General features: G+C 40.3%; 13 protein-coding genes. 3 read left to right on the top strand and 10 right to left on the bottom strand.

The annotated features are described in order from the left end of the window. Positions 1-923: 923 nt before the first annotated feature. Positions 924-1,709: a phosphate ABC transporter ATP-binding protein gene (locus L6494_RS02325; protein WP_237991262.1), complete on the top strand. Its 786-nt coding sequence runs from the start codon at positions 924-926 to the stop codon at positions 1,707-1,709. Between the two features lie 226 nt (positions 1,710-1,935). On the opposite strand, the gene L6494_RS02320 is transcribed toward L6494_RS02325, so the two are convergent. From L6494_RS02320 to L6494_RS02295, 6 genes are all read right to left on the bottom strand, one after another. Beyond that, complete coding sequence (locus L6494_RS02320; RefSeq protein ID WP_237991261.1) at positions 1,936-3,720, bottom strand: M61 family metallopeptidase; 1,785 nt, start codon at positions 3,718-3,720, stop codon at positions 1,936-1,938. 347 nt (positions 3,721-4,067) lie between these two features. Then, a complete protein-coding gene (locus tag L6494_RS02315) occupies positions 4,068-4,751 on the bottom strand; it encodes a Crp/Fnr family transcriptional regulator (RefSeq protein WP_237991260.1) in 684 nt (227 codons plus the stop codon). Between the two features lie 210 nt (positions 4,752-4,961). After that, positions 4,962-6,146 carry a pilus assembly protein PilB gene (locus tag L6494_RS02310; protein ID WP_237991259.1) on the bottom strand — a complete coding sequence of 395 codons (1,185 nt, stop codon included), beginning with the start codon at positions 6,144-6,146 and terminating at the stop codon, positions 4,962-4,964. 193 nt (positions 6,147-6,339) lie between these two features. Continuing rightward, the gene (locus tag L6494_RS02305) at positions 6,340-7,515 is read right to left on the bottom strand and encodes a HetZ-related protein 2 (RefSeq protein ID WP_237991258.1); all 1,176 of its coding nucleotides are present in this window, start codon (positions 7,513-7,515) and stop codon (positions 6,340-6,342) included. A gap of 592 nt (positions 7,516-8,107) precedes the next feature. After that, positions 8,108-8,458, bottom strand: coding sequence for a carbon dioxide-concentrating mechanism protein CcmK (locus tag L6494_RS02300; protein ID WP_190699202.1), 351 nt, complete (start codon positions 8,456-8,458; stop codon positions 8,108-8,110). Positions 8,459-8,549: 91 nt separating this feature from the next. Beyond that, the gene (locus L6494_RS02295) at positions 8,550-8,861 is read right to left on the bottom strand and encodes a carbon dioxide-concentrating mechanism protein CcmK (protein WP_237991257.1); all 312 of its coding nucleotides are present in this window, start codon (positions 8,859-8,861) and stop codon (positions 8,550-8,552) included. A gap of 195 nt (positions 8,862-9,056) precedes the next feature. Between L6494_RS02295 and L6494_RS02290 the strand changes: the two genes are divergently transcribed. Further along, complete coding sequence (locus tag L6494_RS02290) at positions 9,057-9,959, top strand: alpha/beta fold hydrolase (RefSeq protein ID WP_237991256.1); 903 nt, start codon at positions 9,057-9,059, stop codon at positions 9,957-9,959. 351 nt (positions 9,960-10,310) lie between these two features. Here L6494_RS02290 and L6494_RS02285 read toward each other — a convergent pair whose 3' ends face one another. From L6494_RS02285 to L6494_RS02270, 4 genes are all read right to left on the bottom strand, one after another. After that, positions 10,311-12,011, bottom strand: coding sequence for a hypothetical protein (locus L6494_RS02285; RefSeq protein ID WP_237991255.1), 1,701 nt, complete (start codon positions 12,009-12,011; stop codon positions 10,311-10,313). Between the two features lie 387 nt (positions 12,012-12,398). Further along, entirely contained in the window at positions 12,399-13,022 is a 624-nt protein-coding gene (locus tag L6494_RS02280; protein WP_237991254.1) for a hypothetical protein, read from the bottom strand. Then, on the bottom strand, positions 13,022-13,654 hold the full coding sequence (locus L6494_RS02275; protein WP_237991253.1) for a ParA family protein: 633 nt from the start codon (positions 13,652-13,654) through the stop codon (positions 13,022-13,024). The genes L6494_RS02280 and L6494_RS02275 overlap by 1 nt, the downstream gene beginning before the upstream one ends. A 373-nt stretch (positions 13,655-14,027) precedes the next feature. Continuing rightward, positions 14,028-14,240 (bottom strand): hypothetical protein, encoded by a 213-nt coding sequence (locus L6494_RS02270; protein ID WP_237991252.1) that lies wholly within the window; start codon positions 14,238-14,240, stop codon positions 14,028-14,030. Between the two features lie 577 nt (positions 14,241-14,817). Here L6494_RS02270 and L6494_RS02265 point away from each other — a divergent pair. Then, positions 14,818-17,391, top strand: coding sequence for a PAS domain-containing hybrid sensor histidine kinase/response regulator (locus L6494_RS02265; protein WP_237991251.1), 2,574 nt, complete (start codon positions 14,818-14,820; stop codon positions 17,389-17,391). Positions 17,392-17,394: the final 3 nt, after the last annotated feature.

The following is a 17,394-nucleotide window of genomic DNA, read 5'->3' as shown; positions in this document are numbered from 1 at the left end:
TAAATTTTGCACTCTTCTTGAAAATATTCAATATTGTAAATTTCCCATGAATTTCTCAATCAATAGGTATGAAAATTCACCAAAATTTTTTAATATATCATTATATATTTTGTTTGTAGAATTAATACCGAAGAAAATTTCCAACCTTCTCGAACAAAAAATACAAGAGTATACAGTAATTTTCCTTTGCTATATCTCCAGTAATCAATGAAATATATGTATTTAATGAGCCTCTAAATAGCGTAGTTACATACTAGCAAAATCTACAAGAAACACTCTCATTCTTTCGTCGCTGTCACCATTCGGCTGAGGCGGCTCAACTGAGCTTCCCTGCGGGACGTGGAACACCCAATCTCTCCGTTATCTACGGCAATACCTGTCACCTGTCACCTGTCACCTATCACCTGTCACCTGTCACCTATCCCCTGTATTTCTTGAAACCTATAGAAAAGATTGAAATAACTCACGTAGTGAATGAGAATAATGTATGAAATGTTATTTTGAATTACACTCATGAGTGAGCAGAAAATGAATACAAACTGTTAATTGCTTGATTTTAACATGATGAAATAATCCTACACGGCTTTGATTGCAGAAAGTATTGAGGGGGCAAATATCCATACGCAAAACACTGATATTTAGCAAATATAAATGCTAGTACAGCATGGCGTAAATGAACATACCATTTCAAATGGAGCAAAAGTCCAGAATACAATTCTTTTGACTTACCCTGCGGGTACTCCTGCGGAGAACTCGTAAGAGTAGCTGCTTTCGCGTCTATGAGTTTTGACTTCCGCGTAGCGGTACTAGTCTCCTCTATCAAGAGCCACAACGATTCTAGATTGGCTACACAAATAGTGAAACAGCGTCACTGATTTTTTCTGATTTGTTGAGTCAATATCTATTGCACAGGGTTTACCAGCATGAATAAACTAATTCCAGCTATCAAAGTCAAAAATTTCAGTTTTTATTATGACACCAAAAAAATAATAGAAAGTGTGTCGATGGATATTTACCAGAGTAAAGTCACTGCAATTATTGGCCCTAGTGGTTGTGGAAAATCTACCTTTTTGAAATGTCTCAATCGGATGAACGAATTAGAAACAGAGGTACGAGTTGAAGGTAGAGTAGAATTTTTTAATCAAAACATTTATGAGCGTCGAATCAATTTAAATCGATTACGCCGACAAGTGAGTATAGTATTTTCCAAACCAAATCTATTTCCCATGAGTGTTTATGATAATGTAGCCTATGGGATCAAAATAGTCGGATGGCGACCCAAATTAGAGATAGATGGAATTGTCGAATCAGCACTCAAAGACGCTGATTTATGGGATGAGTTAAAACATAAACTACATAAATCTGCTTTAGACCTTTCTGGTGGTCAACAACAAAGACTTTGTATTGCCCGTGCTTTAGCTGTAAAGCCGAAAATTATTTTAATGGATGAGCCTTGTTTTGGCCTTGATCCCATTGCTAGTATGAAGGTGGAGAGCTTGATCCAAAGTTTACGTTTACGCTCTGAACTAACAATCGTTGTTGTTAGCCACAATTTATCACAAGTCACCCGGATATCTGATTTTACAGCCTTCTTTCACCTGAATGAATATCGGATTGGACATTTGGTTGAATTTGGTATCACTAAAAAAATTTTTACGAACCCTGTTAATTCCCGTACTCGTGATTACGTCATAACTCGTATTAGTTAGATAGTTAAGTGAATATATTTAGTTATTTGCGTACAATAAATGTAGTTAAATTAAAATTTGCCTGCCAAACTATACAAAACAATAAATTAATCCCCATCACTATGCAAAATACTAGTACAACGCGGCGTAAAGAAATATACCATTTCAAATGGCGTAAAAGCCAGGAATACAATTCTTTTGATTCAGTCAGCCCCTGAGTAAGAAACTGACTAAATCAAAATCTTGATCAACCAATTGTAGATAACGGCATACCTAACCAACCAGCAAAATTTTCTTGCTGTATGGTGTTGGGGTCATTTACTGCTATTACCTGATACTTCGTAGAACGTGGTTGTCCCAGAGTTACAGATAAAGTCCGCAGTTCATCTTGATGGAAAATTGTTACCTCAATGGTATCACTTGGCTGATAATCTTTGAGGCGATCGCTCAATTGATGAGATGTCACCTTGATACCTGCAATTGCTAGCAACTCATCACCTGCATCAATTCCTGCTAGTTGGGCAGGAGAACCAGCCTCCACAAATTTAATCATTTCCCTACCGTTGTCAGTATGTACCTTGATTCCCAGATAAGGCTCTTCCTCCTTCTCTATCACCAAACGTAACCCGAAAGGCTCTAGGTACTGATTAAACGGTAATTCTTCCGTACCATCGATGTAGGACTCAAAGAACTCGGTTAAATTCACTCCGGCTACAGATTCAATAATTGCCTGCAACTGTTCTGGTGTATAGCCAATTTCTGGTTGCCCAAATTCATGCCACATTTGCCGCATCACATCATCCAGAGAACGCTGATTGCGATGCCGCGCTCTAATTAGCAAATCTAGCAACAAAGACACCATTTCTCCCTTTAAATAGTAGGAAATTTGAGAATTGCCACTATTAGCATCTGGGCGATAGAGTTTAATCCAAGCATCAAAACTAGACTCAGCCAGGGATTGTACTTTCCGCCCTGGTGTCGTCAAAAATCTAGTAATCTCCTTATTCCAATAATTTAGATAGGATTTAGCATCATAAATTCCTGCCCTTAAAGGAATTAACAAGTCATAATAACTAGTTGTCCCCTCACAGAACCACAAAGACGGTGTATAGCTTTCTTCGTCGTAATTAAACACCTCTAGGGCTTTGGGGCGAATGCGCTTAACGTTCCATAAGTGAAAGAACTCGTGTGCTAGTAATTGGATAAAGCGTTCATATTTATCCTGAGTACGAAATCCAAACCGTTGATAAATCAAAGAGCAACAGTTTTTATGCTCTAAACCTCCATAGGCTTGGGCAAATAAATGCACCAAAAAGATATAGCGATCATATGGCAAACCACCAAACATCTGGGCTTCGACTTGGACAATTTTTTCAATATCGCTAATTAGTGGCTGTACCTGGAAATTTCCCTGTCCCCAAATTGCTAATTCATGAGGTTTTCCTAACACATCAAAGTGATACACCTGATGCTCACCCACCTCAAACGGACTATCCACCAAAGTATCAAAATCGGCAGCATAGAAAGTATGAGACTGCTCACCCATTGTTGGTAAGGCAGTAGTTACCTCCCATTGGGGATACGGTGGTATGACAGTAATACGGATGGGTAGATGATCGCATCCCAGCAGTCTTAAAAACAGGGCTGCACCATTGAAATAACCGTGGGTAGCATCTAAATGATTGGTTCTTACCGATAGCTCATTGGCAAAAATACGGTATTTTACTGTTATTTGGGATACGTTGTTTGTATGGATTTGCCAGTGATTTTTGCTAATCTTACGCCAACTTAAAGGCTTATCTCCTGCAAAAGCCGCAAAATCTTGTAAATTTTTGGCGTACTCCCGCACCAAGTATGATCCTGGTGTCCATACCGGCATTTTTAAGTCAAGAATTGATGATGTATGGTTTACAATTTGTAAACTAACCTCAAATAGATGCGTTTCTGGTTGTGGCATTGCCACCTGATAATAAATCGTCGGCACGGTTTCCTGGACGTCAATATCGATACGAGGTGCTGTTGCTTCAGTCATCTGTAGTTAAGAGTGATAAGTTCTGAGTCAAAAGTCAGTCCATAGTTAATAGTTAATAGTTCATGGTCAATAGTCAATAGTTAACAACGTTAGACTCAGCACTGAAGTATGCAGCAACGCCATTTACTACAATAGAGGCAACCTGGCGAAAATTAACCCAGATTAAGCTCACTAATGCTTGCCATGTCGGAACTAAGGACTCGCCCACCTGACTTAGCTTAACAAAACACTGCTTCCTCAGAGGTTCTTTATAAAGTAAACATTAAATTCTTTGTGGGTTATTTGCATTAATAATTAATAAAAATTTTATATTTACTTGATGAATTAATGCGTAGAACTAGTGATTATTAGACTTTACCGGCTAAATTCACCAATTGTTTGAAGTTGATGAGATAAACAATATTGTTCGCATGGTTAATTTCTATCCAACCTTTTTCGTGTAGTTTTTCCATAATTTTAGTCGTTTCTTCTACACTAATTTCTGTCACTTCTGCTAAATCCTTAAAAGGAATATTCAAAATTTCCTTACCAGTTTCTGATTCCTGTCCATAGCTTTCGCCTAAACTGACTAAGGTATGAGCAAGTTTAACCGCAGGTGGTGAAGACCTAATTTGTAACCGTTGGTTGATTTGTCGCAATCGCCGCACCATTAACTGCAACATCCGATGGTGTAACTGGGGATCTTTAAACAGTATTTGAATAAAGCGTTCTCTGGAAATACTGAGCAATTTTACGGTAGAAAGGGCAATTACATCTGTTGACCGGGGGGATTCATCTAAAATCGCCATTTCTCCAAAAAAATCGCCCTTACCCAAAATGGCTAAAGCTACAGAATCTTCTCCACAGGTGCGCCTGACTTTCACCCAGCCAGAAACGACAAAGTAAACTGCGTTACCCCAAGCATCTTCCATTAAGACGGCTCTTCCGACTGGGTATTCGTGTTCAATGGCAACATTGAGCAGCCACTCTAGGGTTTGTGGGTTGGCTGTACTCAACAAAGGAAAAATTTCACTAAAAACCTCGGTCTGCATGAAATATCTACTAAAAATAAATTGGGGAATGGAAAATAAAGCTAGCTATTTTTAAGTTTTAAAACCACAATCTGGCTATAGATAAAGACAGAAAGTTTGTAATAATTGTAACCAGAGATCCTAAAAAAGATGGTCTGGATTGTCATTACAACATAACAATTGTGTAGAAAATCGCAATCAGAGGTTTTACTGACAGACTATTGATTAACTTTATATTGGCAACTGATTATTAGCTGCCAGTATTTTGATTTGGTTGTCTAAATTTTCTATTAACTGGTTTAAAGCTACAATGGCTTCTGAGTCTTCTGGTTTGAGGACTGGATTGAGCAACAGTCTTTGGTTTAACTCGTGTAATTTATGGCTGAGTTGTTGAGAAATGCCAATGACATCTCGGCTCAGATGAACTAACTGTTGCTGTTGATAGAATTTTAAAGCTGCTCCCCGTAGCACTTGTAATGTAGCCTCTTCCCCATAGCTTCCCGGCATGACTCGAATGCGTAATAATACACGGGTTTGTTGATACAAGCATTCTTTTTCTATTTGTCTTGGTTCTGCGTGTCTGGTGACAGGAAGTGAACCAAAACGCTTCAATTCATTCAGTACCCCTTGAAAAATAGATAAGGGTATATCTTCTAACACAGATTGCAAGACACCGTTATCACTCCATATGATTCTCCCTTGATAGGGTTGTCTTTCTAAATACAGGCGGCCAATCCCTCCGCTTAAGACTCGCGCTAGTAATTCTTCTAGTAATTTCTTAGGAGGTAAACTTGTCAGTGCTTCTATAGAGGTGAAGACTTCTGGAGGGTGCAACTGCAAAACAGTCACATCGTCGAAACCCACATTTTCTTCTGGCTGATTTTTAACAGAAGGAACAACATTAGGAGTTTGAGCAGAACTATTTATTTGTTGTTCAGGAGGTTGATGAGTGGTGGCTGAATATTTGTTTTCTGAGGATGGTGATGTAATATCAATTTCCGCAGTGTTGTCCTGGGGATGCTGTTCTAAATTAGTTTTGGTTTCTAGTTCTTCTATCGGTTGGTTGTCTGGGGGAGATGTATTTTTATAGGTGAGATAGACTGAGAGGATGGTACGGTGGGTTGCGATCGCAATTTCCTGGGTCATCATTGTGTAATTGACATAGGATAGAATCCGATTCACATAATCTAACGCCCCGTTATCCAGTGGATGAACCATTCCTAGCAATAGTTGCTTGTTTTCTAACCTTAAGGGCAGTATTTGGTGGTATAGACAAGCTTCAAAGGATAATAAGGTATCAATCAGTTTAAATATTTGTTCACGTTCTGGTTCTTGCTCCCAAATGCTGGGAGTTGTATGTAGCATTTCCTGTCTACTTGCTCCGCTATCAGCTGGTTTACCCTCTGGAGACCACATAGGTTTGCTGGCTTGGTATTTCTTTCATATTCTATGTTGCTCTTAACTAGTTAGGAGTCAATAAATATACTTATTAATTTGTCTAAAGTAAAATTAACTACTAATTTGGGCAGAGGGAGGGGAAGGGAGACAAGGGATAATTTTCTCAGCACCAGCGAAACGCCGCGCTACCGCTAACAGCACTCATTACTCATTACTCTTGAGTTCTGATAGCTTGCGCTGCGAGATAGACTTTTGTCCATTCACCCATAACTTGATGGGGCTTGAGTTGTAATTGTTCCGCGACGGCTTCTACTGAGTTACCAGCTTTCCGTAAAGCTAAGATTTGCTTGCCTATGGGAGTTAACTTTTCGTCAAGTTGCTGCCATTGGTTGGGGGTTAAACCTAAATTATTTTCTTGTAAGGAAATTGACAGCCAATTATTGACGAGTTCTGGTTTATCTTTGAGGGCAAAGACACGCACGGCGTGATAGCTAATTTTCTCACGCAGTCGGTAGATTTCTTTGATGGGCTTGTTCAGTCTCTTAGCGATTTCATCTTGGGATTTGCCTTGGAGGTAGAGTTTGAGCCACTCTACTGCTTCTTGACCTAAGTTTTCATGTAAATAATTGGCAAATTCTTGTTGGACTGTTTGCCGCAATGACTGTTGTTCTTCTAATTGTTGTGCTTCTTGATATTCTGCGATCGCCTGATTATCTACCAAGTTAACTCGATTATCGCTGTCATCGGTTAACACTTCTTCCGAAACTAGCCGCACTAAGTCGCTACCAGGGACTTGAGTTAAGCCACCACGTTGAGAACGGCGTAGATAGTTGACAAACCGATACACCAACAATGGTTGATTACGTACTGGGCGTAAACAATACTCTTCTGTTGTGGCAAATAATAAAGTATCTTTAAGGCGTTTATCTAGGGTAATTTCGGCAATGTACGCCATTTGCTGCTGCATATAATTATCGTTTTGCAGCAGTTCTTGTAGCACTTCTTGCAAGACATCCATTACATTACGCTGGCGATCGCGACTCAGGGAAATCCAGGTTTGAATTTTATTCCGTAATGTCGCCACACTCCCTAAGCGTGTGTTCAGGTTGCGATAGGCGCGTTCTCGTCCTATGCCTAAGTAGCGTTGAATTAAAATCTTCCAGCGATATTCCATTGCTTGTTTAGCAATGCCAAGTTCCTTGGGGTTGAGCAGATCAAACCGTTCTAAATCACGACCTAACAGCCAGAGAACAATACTTTCTCTAGCCGCTACACTTTGTTCTGGACACTCCGCAGCTAGCCGCTTGTGCCAAGATTGTGCTAGTTTTTCTGCTTCCGTTGCCATAGCGAGATTGCGCTCCTCGAAACCCTGTTTTAAAGTTTGCATCACAACCCCCTTTCATCCCACTCAAATGATTAGCTAGCACTTGCTTGTGAGTCTTCATCAAGATGAAGACTTTTCAGCCATTCCATTGTTATTACGTCTAAATCCACTAACTTTATGCAGGAATTTACTCAGAACTATCTCTATCTCTAGTTGCTAAGTACCGGAAATTACGGTATATCAAGCATTTCCCTGTATTTAGTCCAAGTTAAAGTTTTGTATACTTTCTGTGAAGAGACATAAAAAAGCAGAAGATGCGCCTTTGGGAAAAAGGGGTAAAAAAATGCCATTTTACAATTATTTGGGGTATTTAATGGGATTTACCTCCATAGAGACGCTGTTTGCTCTGTGCAAGTTTCATCTGACGACTTTTATTTTGAAAATTAGAAAATTTTGTAATATCTCTTGTTATTTAGAGTGTCCGGCTCATTTTAACTAATAAAAACAATAAAATATTCGACTCAGGTTTTAAATTACTGTGCGGGGCATTGAGCATTGGGCATTGGGCATTGGGCAATCTTCATTCTCCTCTGCTCCTCTGCTCCCCTGCTCCCCTGCTCCTCTATATTCTCTTACCCCATCCTGTAAATTGGCTCTAACGTCTGTTAGATGCCCGGACGATGGGGTTTTCTACAGAGTCCCGATATTGTTGAACTGCTTCGGTGTAGCCAATTGGTAGCACGGCTTCAACGTTTTCATGGGGACGGGGAATAATTACCCAAGATTCTAGAGTTCCCCCATGAACCTTTTCTACAGCTTCCACCCCAGCCGCCATAGCAGTTTTAACTTCAGAAACGTCTCCCCGAATATTGACTGTAAAACGCGCACTACCTACTCTGATATACCCAACTAGGGTAACTCGGCCAGCTTTGACCATTGCGTCTGCTGCGGCTAATACAGCAGGAAAACCCTTAGTTTCTAACGCTCCAACTGCCTGTAGTGACATTAGTAATCTCCTGTATGAATAAAAGTATGAGGTCGTGGGTGTATCAGTGAATTGTACGAAGTTTCGCTACAAATTTTAATGACTAAATTGCTTAGAACATTTGGAAAGGCTCGGATTCTGGGGTGAAGTGGATTGGTAAAATAGTTTCCACATTTTCTGGGGGATTGGGAATGATGTAATGGGTGATGACTTCACCACCATAAGCTTGTTCACCAGCTTCAATCCCAGCTGCAACTGCTGTTTGGACTTCAGAAACATGACCCCTAACAGCAACTAACAAGCGTGCGCTTTCCGCTTGACCATAATACACCAGCGTCACGGCGGCAGATTTCACCATTGCATCTGCTGCCGCTAGCACAGCCGGAAAACCCAAAGTTTCAATTACGCCAACAGCCATTGGCATGGCATTAGCTCCCATCGGTAATAAGTAATATTAATTTTACGAGTCTTTGTCCCTTTTTTGACAAAGGAGATATTTTTCTCTGTTGCAGAATTTAAAAATTAGGGATTTCCAAATCAAAAAATATCTCTCCTGGTAACTGCGCCAACATTAAAGATGGTAGAATTTGGGAGAGAATAAAGACTTAAGTTACAAAAAGTGTTTCCCAGCTTCTTACCTATCACCGTTGAGCAACTTACAGAAGCTAGCTCGATCGCGTTTGCTCAAAGTATTCAAACTCACGCGATCGCTACTCCCTTAATTAATCTACCTATAAACACAACTTATGTACGTCAAGGTAGCGGTGGTACACCAATACTCTTAATTCATGGCTTCGATAGTTCTATTTTAGAATTTCGGCGGCTTTTACCATTGCTAGCCCAAGAAAATGAAACTTGGGCAGTGGATTTATTGGGGTTTGGATTTACAGACAGACTCTCAGGGATACAATTTAACCCCATTGCCATTAAAACCCACCTATATTATTTTTGGAAAACCCTGATTAACCAACCGGTAATTTTAGTTGGTGCATCAATGGGAGGTGCGGCGGCGATTGATTTTACTCTGACTTATCCAGAAGTCGTCAAAAAATTAGTGTTAATTGACAGTGCTGGGTTGAAGGGGGGTTCACCGTTAAGTAAATTGATGTTTCCGCCCTTGGATGCCTTGGCTACGGATTTTTTGCGGAGTTTGAAAGTACGCGATCGCGTTTCTCGTGCTGCTTATAAAGATTCTGCTTTAGCCTCAGTTGATGCTCTATGCTGCGGTGCATTACATCTAGAAATGGCTAATTGGTCGTCAGCTTTAATTAAGTTTACAAAAAGTGGCGGTTATAGTGCTTTTCGATTTAAGAAATTGGCAGAAATTCAGCAACCAACTTTGATTTTGTGGGGTGATGCTGACAAGATTTTAGGAACTGAAGATGCTAAAAGATTTAAACGTGCCATTCCTCATAGTCAATTAATTTGGATTGCTAATTGTGGTCATATTCCCCATTTAGAACAGCCAAAAATTACTGCTCAACATATTCTTTGTTTTGGCAGTTCAGATGATCATGAGTGAATCTATTTATATGAAGTCCAGATAATTAGTTATAGCAGTTATCAGTTGAGTACAATGAACGTTTACCCCACCCCCAGCCCCTCCCCGTTCACGGGGAGGGGAGAATTTGCCTCAGTAAATGCCGTGTGGGGTTCTTCTAATTTATGAATATTTATTGATAGTTTTACCCATATTTTTTGATCCTATTTTTTAATTGAATCAGCTAAAGAAAACAATAGACGTCTTGCATAAATGCTTCATCTGTCTTGTTGAGCGAAGCGAAACATCTCAAAGATTCTACATTTCACTCAGAATGACACATCTCATTTCCGGGCTTTTGCAAGAGGTCTAATTAAGAACACTTATAAAAAATCAATTCAGATTAGAGGCATCATCCGTATTACGACTTTGTAAACTACTGAGATTGCGACTAGCTACATCAGCACTAATGCCCCATAAAATTAATCCCAGATAATCAGAAAAAGGCTTAGAACCGAAAGTCAGACCATTATCTACATAAAGCGAACCAAGACCTACCAAAGATAACCCAACTAGTAAAGTCAGCGATAAAAATGGTCGAATCAACCAAACTGTAGCACCAATGCGAACATCATCAGATACACCGGAGAGTAATATTAAAAAATCCTGCAAGCGGATTTCCCAATTAGATTGGTCTGGTAAATCGTGAGGAGAAACTTCATCAGCCCGAATTAATGAATCATTGACAGCGTTGGCTAATTCCAGAGAGAAGAAAGGCTCATTTTGCATCAGGCTATTGTTAACACCCATTTTTTGATTGAGGATAGCCATACCTTTCATCACTGCTTGCATCACTTTTTTAGCGGCGGCATCATTTTTTTGTGCTAGAAATATCCGAGTTTTAGCAATATCTCTCTGCAATTCTTGAGCAAATTTAGATAAATTTACTTCCCCATTAATTTCTAATAATTGCACCTCTATTTTACGGAGTTTATTTAATGCTTCTAATCGAGCTTCAATTGCTGTTATTTCTGCAAAAGCCTGATCTATTTTTTCCCATCTAATTAATTGTTCTACCCAGCTAACCATCCTTTCTAATATTTTCTGGTCTTCTGGGTGTTCCAGTTCTTGTCTGATGCGAGATTTCAGACGATAAACTGTTGTGATGGCTCTGGTGAGATTACCACCAGACTCTTGCATATATTTAAATAATCGTCCCAACATCACACCAAAGATTAACACCATCAGAGGCAACATCGGCCCAGACCGCATTTTTAAATCTATGGGGATGATTAATCGTTGAGTTTGCCCAGATAAAGTCAGGTAAATAGCACCTGTATAACGGTCTGGGGGGATGACAGAGCGATTTAAAGCTAAAGGTAAACTAATAATGCGATCGCTCGGTAAACTAATTGTCCCTTGGGGTAAACTCAAACTGTGTTCGGTTAATTGATATCCAGTTTGCTCACCTTTGAGGATTACTTTAGTATCAATGATGGTTACAGGTGCTTGAGTAGAGTTATCAAATTGCAATTGCCATTCGTTTAAAAATGCACTGGCTGGGAGTAACCCTTTAGCAATCAGACAATCGAAAAATCCCAGAAACCCGTCACAGTTAACTAGACGCAGTTGAATTTGTTCCGTACCCCCCACAGGAATCAGATTTGGTCTAACTTTAGCAATCACCTGGAGAGGAATAGTTTGGACTGGCTGTTGGGATTGATTGAGTAAAAATACTTGTACTGTCCCTTCATAAGTTCCAGGGAGACGAATATTAGTTACCCGCAATTGGAAATCCTGCGGAATCCCGACTGAAAGTTGAGGTTCACCCGCGATCGCTATTTGCTGACGGTTGATCATTTCACCGTCTTCTTTGCGCCGTAAGTCTGAAGCTAATAATACAACCTTCTCGATATTTTCGCCTTGAGCAGTCAAGCGCAGATTGCCAACTAAAGCACTTTCTTCACCCAACCAACCAGTGATATGGAGAGATTTATCACCAGCGTCAACAACTATACTAGCCGCCGCCTGTACAGCAATAGGATGAGAAATCACCATTACAGGCAACAATATGGACAGTATCCAATATTTCATTAGCAATTCTCAGGATGTAGAAGCGTATATGTATGGAATGGCATCCCGAAATTGTATAAGACAAGCAAATTCTTCAGAAATACAGGGGACAGGTGACAGGGGACAGGGGACAGCAAAGAGGGAGGTGATTCTAAAAATCTCTTTTTAGGCTTTCTGTTTCATCGACACACCTTAAAATCAACTATCCATTGCTGGCAATGCTGAAACTCACATCTTCTAGCACTCAAATTAGATCAGCCTATTAAATTCTAGTCTAGAGGACTGAGTGAGAATTGGGTATTGAGCATTAAGCATTGAGAATTGGGCATCAGAGTAGAATCATTCCCCTGCTCCCTGCTCCCTGCTCCCTGCTCCCTGCTCCCCTGCTTCCTCCCTGTCCCCTAACCCTTAGTCATACAACCAAGTATTGGCAGAAAAATCCTCCTGGGCATCTGTTTGCTGTACTGGCATATGTTCAGGTGAGCGGTGAGATTTTTTGTAGTTAACGATGGGCTTAAAACTTTTTTGTTCTTGTTGTTTTTGAATTTGTATTGCGTGTTCCTGTTTTAAAGATTTGCTTGCTTCTATGAGTGATTCCTGTTCCTTTTGTAAGGATTTACTTTCTTCTATGAGTTGGGAATTAGCTTCAGCTAGTTGCAGCGCGGTTTTTTTAGTCTCGAAAAGTTCTTTTGTCACCTTTTCTACTGAAGCTTGTTGTTCAGCTAAAGCTGATTGTAAGTCAACTATTTGTGCCTGGAGAGCCTTTTCGTTTTTTTGAGAGGCGGCTAAACTTTTTTGAGATGCAGCTAAACTGGTTTGTAACTCTTTAATGGTTACTTCTAAATCAGCTTTGGTGGTAGTGCTACGCTTAGTAGCCGATGCTTCCGGTGTTTGTTGAGTGATTTCTTCTGGGGTTGCGGCATCTTCTACAACTGCTTGAGCAGTCACTTCGATCGCAGATTCACCTTCTGAGGGTGTAAATTTTTGTGCTTCTTCTTGTATTAAATCAGAAAGACTGTGTTTTCTAGCCATTATTTTCTCCAATCACGCTGTAATTCTTCAGCTACGCGGCGGTAGTCTGATTCCGCCTCTCTAGCATTATTTCCTCGCCATTGATTAATTGCCACACCTTCCAATGCTGCCCGTTCGTGGGCTTTATAGATCCGAATAAAAGACTTACAAGCCGGAATCCCTAGCCTTTGGAGAGTGTGTTGGGCTTCTATTGCTTCATTTATACTCCGTGTATCAACCTTTGTGAGTAATACCCGATGGGGAACACCAGCAGGAATTACAGCGGCCTTGACTGTTTCAATCAGGGCGGCTAAATCCATTGCGGCTGGAGGTGTAGGTAACACTAGATAATCTGCGATCGCTACTACGGTAGCCAAGGCTTCCGAGTGCAGCGCGGGCGGCGTATCCACTACTACTAGATCGTAACCTTGGATTGCTTGCAACTGACTTAACAGTTGAGGATTTGTTTCTTGAGATAGGTCAAATCCCATACCTTTCTCATTCCGCCCAAACCACCAGCTAGCAGAACCTTGAATATCTGTGTCTACAAGAATAACTTTTTTCTTCTTCCCAAACTGGGCAGCCAAATTAACTGCGGTAGTCGTTTTACCGACTCCTCCCTTACCATTAAGAATAGCGATGATTTTTGGCACTTCTGACTCCCGACCCTGCCTTACATGAATATACCGCTTTCTTCAATTCAAAATTCAAAATTCAAAATTCAAAATTCAAAAAAATTATTTTTATTTTTGCTCCTTCACTCTAAGCTCGACTTTATCCATTTTTGCCTTCGGGTTATCACAAGGTTATGCGATCGCGAAAAAATGAGGGTTTTACTGCATACATAACATTTAAATACAGTCTTGGTAAATACTGGTGAATCGCGCAATACACTGAAATTGCAAGACAAGCTAGTTCAGCAAGAAAAGCCAAAATATGCTCGTTCTTATGCGTTATCAATTGAACGAGATGCAGAATTTCAACAGGTACTAAGTGTATTAAAACGCATTGTTGACACTCTCCGCCCTATAAGGGCGGAGATTCTTCATTCATAGACCCAACTTGCTCATACAAGATTTCTCCAGCATGAGTAGAGGTCGAATCTCCTGTTCGCCCTTGGCGTTCCCGAAGGGTAGCGTTCGGATCTATGCTTCGACTTCGCTCAGCATCCATCCAAGTTCCGGTATGCCCTACCGTACTCAAGGCTAATTTCAGAATATTAATAGCATCTTGTGTCAATTAGCCTAATCAGCACTCATTTGGCATTTTGGCACATATCGCACTTTTGAGGTTGGTATGGTGATATTCGCGAATGTCTTTGTGCAACAATACCGACTTGCAGAATCCCTCGGCTAACGACCGGGGGGCTTTTTTCACAAAAATTCAAATTCTCTCTTGACAAAAAAATTACCTCCAAATTAGACGCTTGAGGAGGCAATGATCAAAGACATTTAATTGTGGACTAGTCTAAATATAAATTTATCTGTAGAGTAAAATAGATTCCCTCTATCTCAAGCAATAGTCAGGGTTAAGTTTATACGTAATCATCTTACATCCAAAATTGTCTGACTGCGATCGCTCCCATAAGAGGTTTTATCTTAATCGAGGGTAAGCAAATTCAGCCGTACATTACTTAGACTAATATTCAATATCTCTAACCATAGATAGATATTATATATACATATACAACTTTTGAGATAAATTTCTATATATCTAATGACGGATTGATTTGTTTAGTTAAAAAATTCATACTCAATCTGATTTATGCGGTGCATCATAATTGATGTCGCATTATAAATTTAAAATTATTTTCCCAATGTCAATACCAAATGTTGACCCAGCTAGTGAAACAACTCAGGAATTAATATCTTTACGAGGACGGATTGCTGAGTTAGAACAATTAGAAAAACAGTATCAGCGCAGACAAGCATTGCTTGAGCAACAACTGAAAGCAGCCGGGTTTCAACCGCCTGTGCAATTAGTTGAGTGTCAACTTCCTTGCCAGCAATTACAACAAGAAATGAGCGATAAACGGCAAGTGGAGACGGCTTTAGGGGAAAGTGAAGAACGGCTGAGGTTGGCTTTAGATGCTGCTAATATGGGATTTTGGGATTGGCAAATCCTGACGGAAAAAGTCATCTGGTCGGAAAATCATGCACGTTTATTTGGTTTAGTTCCAGGTAGTTTTGCTGGTACATACGAAGCATTTTTATCCTGTGTGCATCCTGAAGATAGACAAAAAGTTACACAGAAAATTTCCCAAACCCAAGCTAGTGAACCGCATTACAGTGATCAATTTCGCATAGTTTGGCCAGATAAAACAATACATTGGATTGCTTCTAAGGGAAAATTTTTCTTTGACCAGCAGGGACAGCCGATAAGAATGATTGGGACGTGTATGGATATTAGCGAAAGCAAACAGACAGAAGAAAAGACCCAACATCTGACGAACCAAGTTCAAGAACAGGCTAATATATTAGATGCTATTCTCGCTACCTCAGTAGATCACATTTTTATCTTTAATAGCACAGGTCAATATCAGTATGTCAGTGATGGTGGTGCTGCGGGGATGGGTCTTCATCCAGAAGATATAGTTGGTAAGACTGTGCGAGAACTCGATTTACCAAAAGATTTAATCGAAAAATGCGAGTATCAATATCAAACTGTCATGGAAAATGGTACACCCATCAAAGATGAGTGTGAATATGTGACAGTAAATGGGACACAATACTATGAATACATTCTCACCCCATTACGTAATATCAACCAAAAGATTGAGGGTGTGATTACAGTTTCTCGCAATATCACAGAACACAAACGCGCTGAACAATCTTTACGTGATAGCGAAGCCAGGTTTCGGCGGTTGTTTGAGTCAAATTTGATTGGGGTAGCTTTTTGGACTGTGGATGGTTTCATTACTGATGCTAATGATGCTTACTTAAAGCTAGCTGGCTATACTCGTGAGGAGTTTGCTGCTTTAGGTAAAATCGATTGGCGAGAACTTACCCCTTCAGAGTATAGAGCTTTGGACGATCGCGCGATCGCTGAAGTCAAAGCCAATGGTGTTTCCCAACTTTACGAAAAGGAGTATATCCACCGCAACGGTAAGCGGGTAGCAGTGGTATTAGGGGTCGCTTTACTCAACGACTCGCAAAATATGGGTGTGGCTTTTGTCTTAGATATTAACGAACGCAAGCAAATAGAACAAGAACGCGATCGCTTACTATCTCAAGAAAGATTAGCACGCCAAGAAGCAGAGGTCGCTAACCGCATTAAAGATGAATTTTTGGCGGTTCTCTCCCATGAACTGAGAACCCCACTCAATCCCATCTTAGGTTGGTCAAAATTGCTACGTTCTCGCAAGTTTGATCAAGCTACTACAGAACGAGCCTTAGAAACCATTGAACGTAATGCTAAACTACAAACTCAATTAATTGAAGATTTATTAGATGTTTCCCGCATCCTGCAAGGCAAATTGACATTAAATGTCTGTCCGGTAAGCGTAGTCATGGTAGTAGAAGCGGCGGTAGAAACAGTAAGACTGGCAGCAGATGCCAAATCTATTCAAATTCAGACTGTCCTTGATCCTAATTTAAGTCAAGTGATGGGTGATCCCAATCGACTACAACAAGTAGTATGGAATTTACTCTCTAATGCGGTCAAGTTTACACCTTCTGGAGGCAGAGTAGATATTTACCTCACAGAAGTTAATCACCGCGTACAAATTCAAGTCAGCGATACAGGTAAGGGCATTGCACCAGATTTTTTGCCCTATGTGTTTGATTACTTTCGTCAAGCCGACAGTACAACTACCAGAAAATTTGGGGGCTTGGGTTTAGGACTCGCGATCGTGCGTCAAGTCGTAGAATTACATGGTGGCACTGTTGCAGCTCTCAGCCTTGGTGAAGGAATGGGAACTACCTTCAAAGTCAATTTACCACTAATACACAAACATGAACCCATGAGTTATGAAGACGATCAACCTTTACCCCTTAACCATCCATCCCCCATGCTTTCAGGTACAAGGGTTTTAGTAGTAGACGATGAACCAGACATCAGAGACTTAGTAAGTTTTATTCTGGAAGATTATGGGGTGGAAGTTACCGCCGTCACATCAGCACAAGAGGCATTAGATATACTGTCTGAGTCATTACCAGATATTTTAATTAGTGATATTGGAATGCCAGAGGTAGACGGTTATATGTTGATACGGCAATTAAGACAGCAGCCGCCACAACAAGGGGGAAATATTCCGGCGATCGCACTTACTGCTTACGCTGGGGAAATCAATCAGCAGCAAGCAATGGAGGCTGGGTTTCAAATGCACGTATCAAAACCAGTAGATCCAGATGCTTTGATTGAGGCGATCGCTAGTTTGATTAGTCATTAGTCA

Origin of the sequence: Nostoc sp. UHCC 0870, from assembly GCF_022063185.1 — a bacterium.
Taxonomy (GTDB): Bacteria; Cyanobacteriota; Cyanobacteriia; order Cyanobacteriales; family Nostocaceae; genus Trichormus.
The sequence above is the reverse complement of the archived record's forward strand: the minus strand, read 5'-3'. Positions and strand labels throughout refer to the sequence as shown.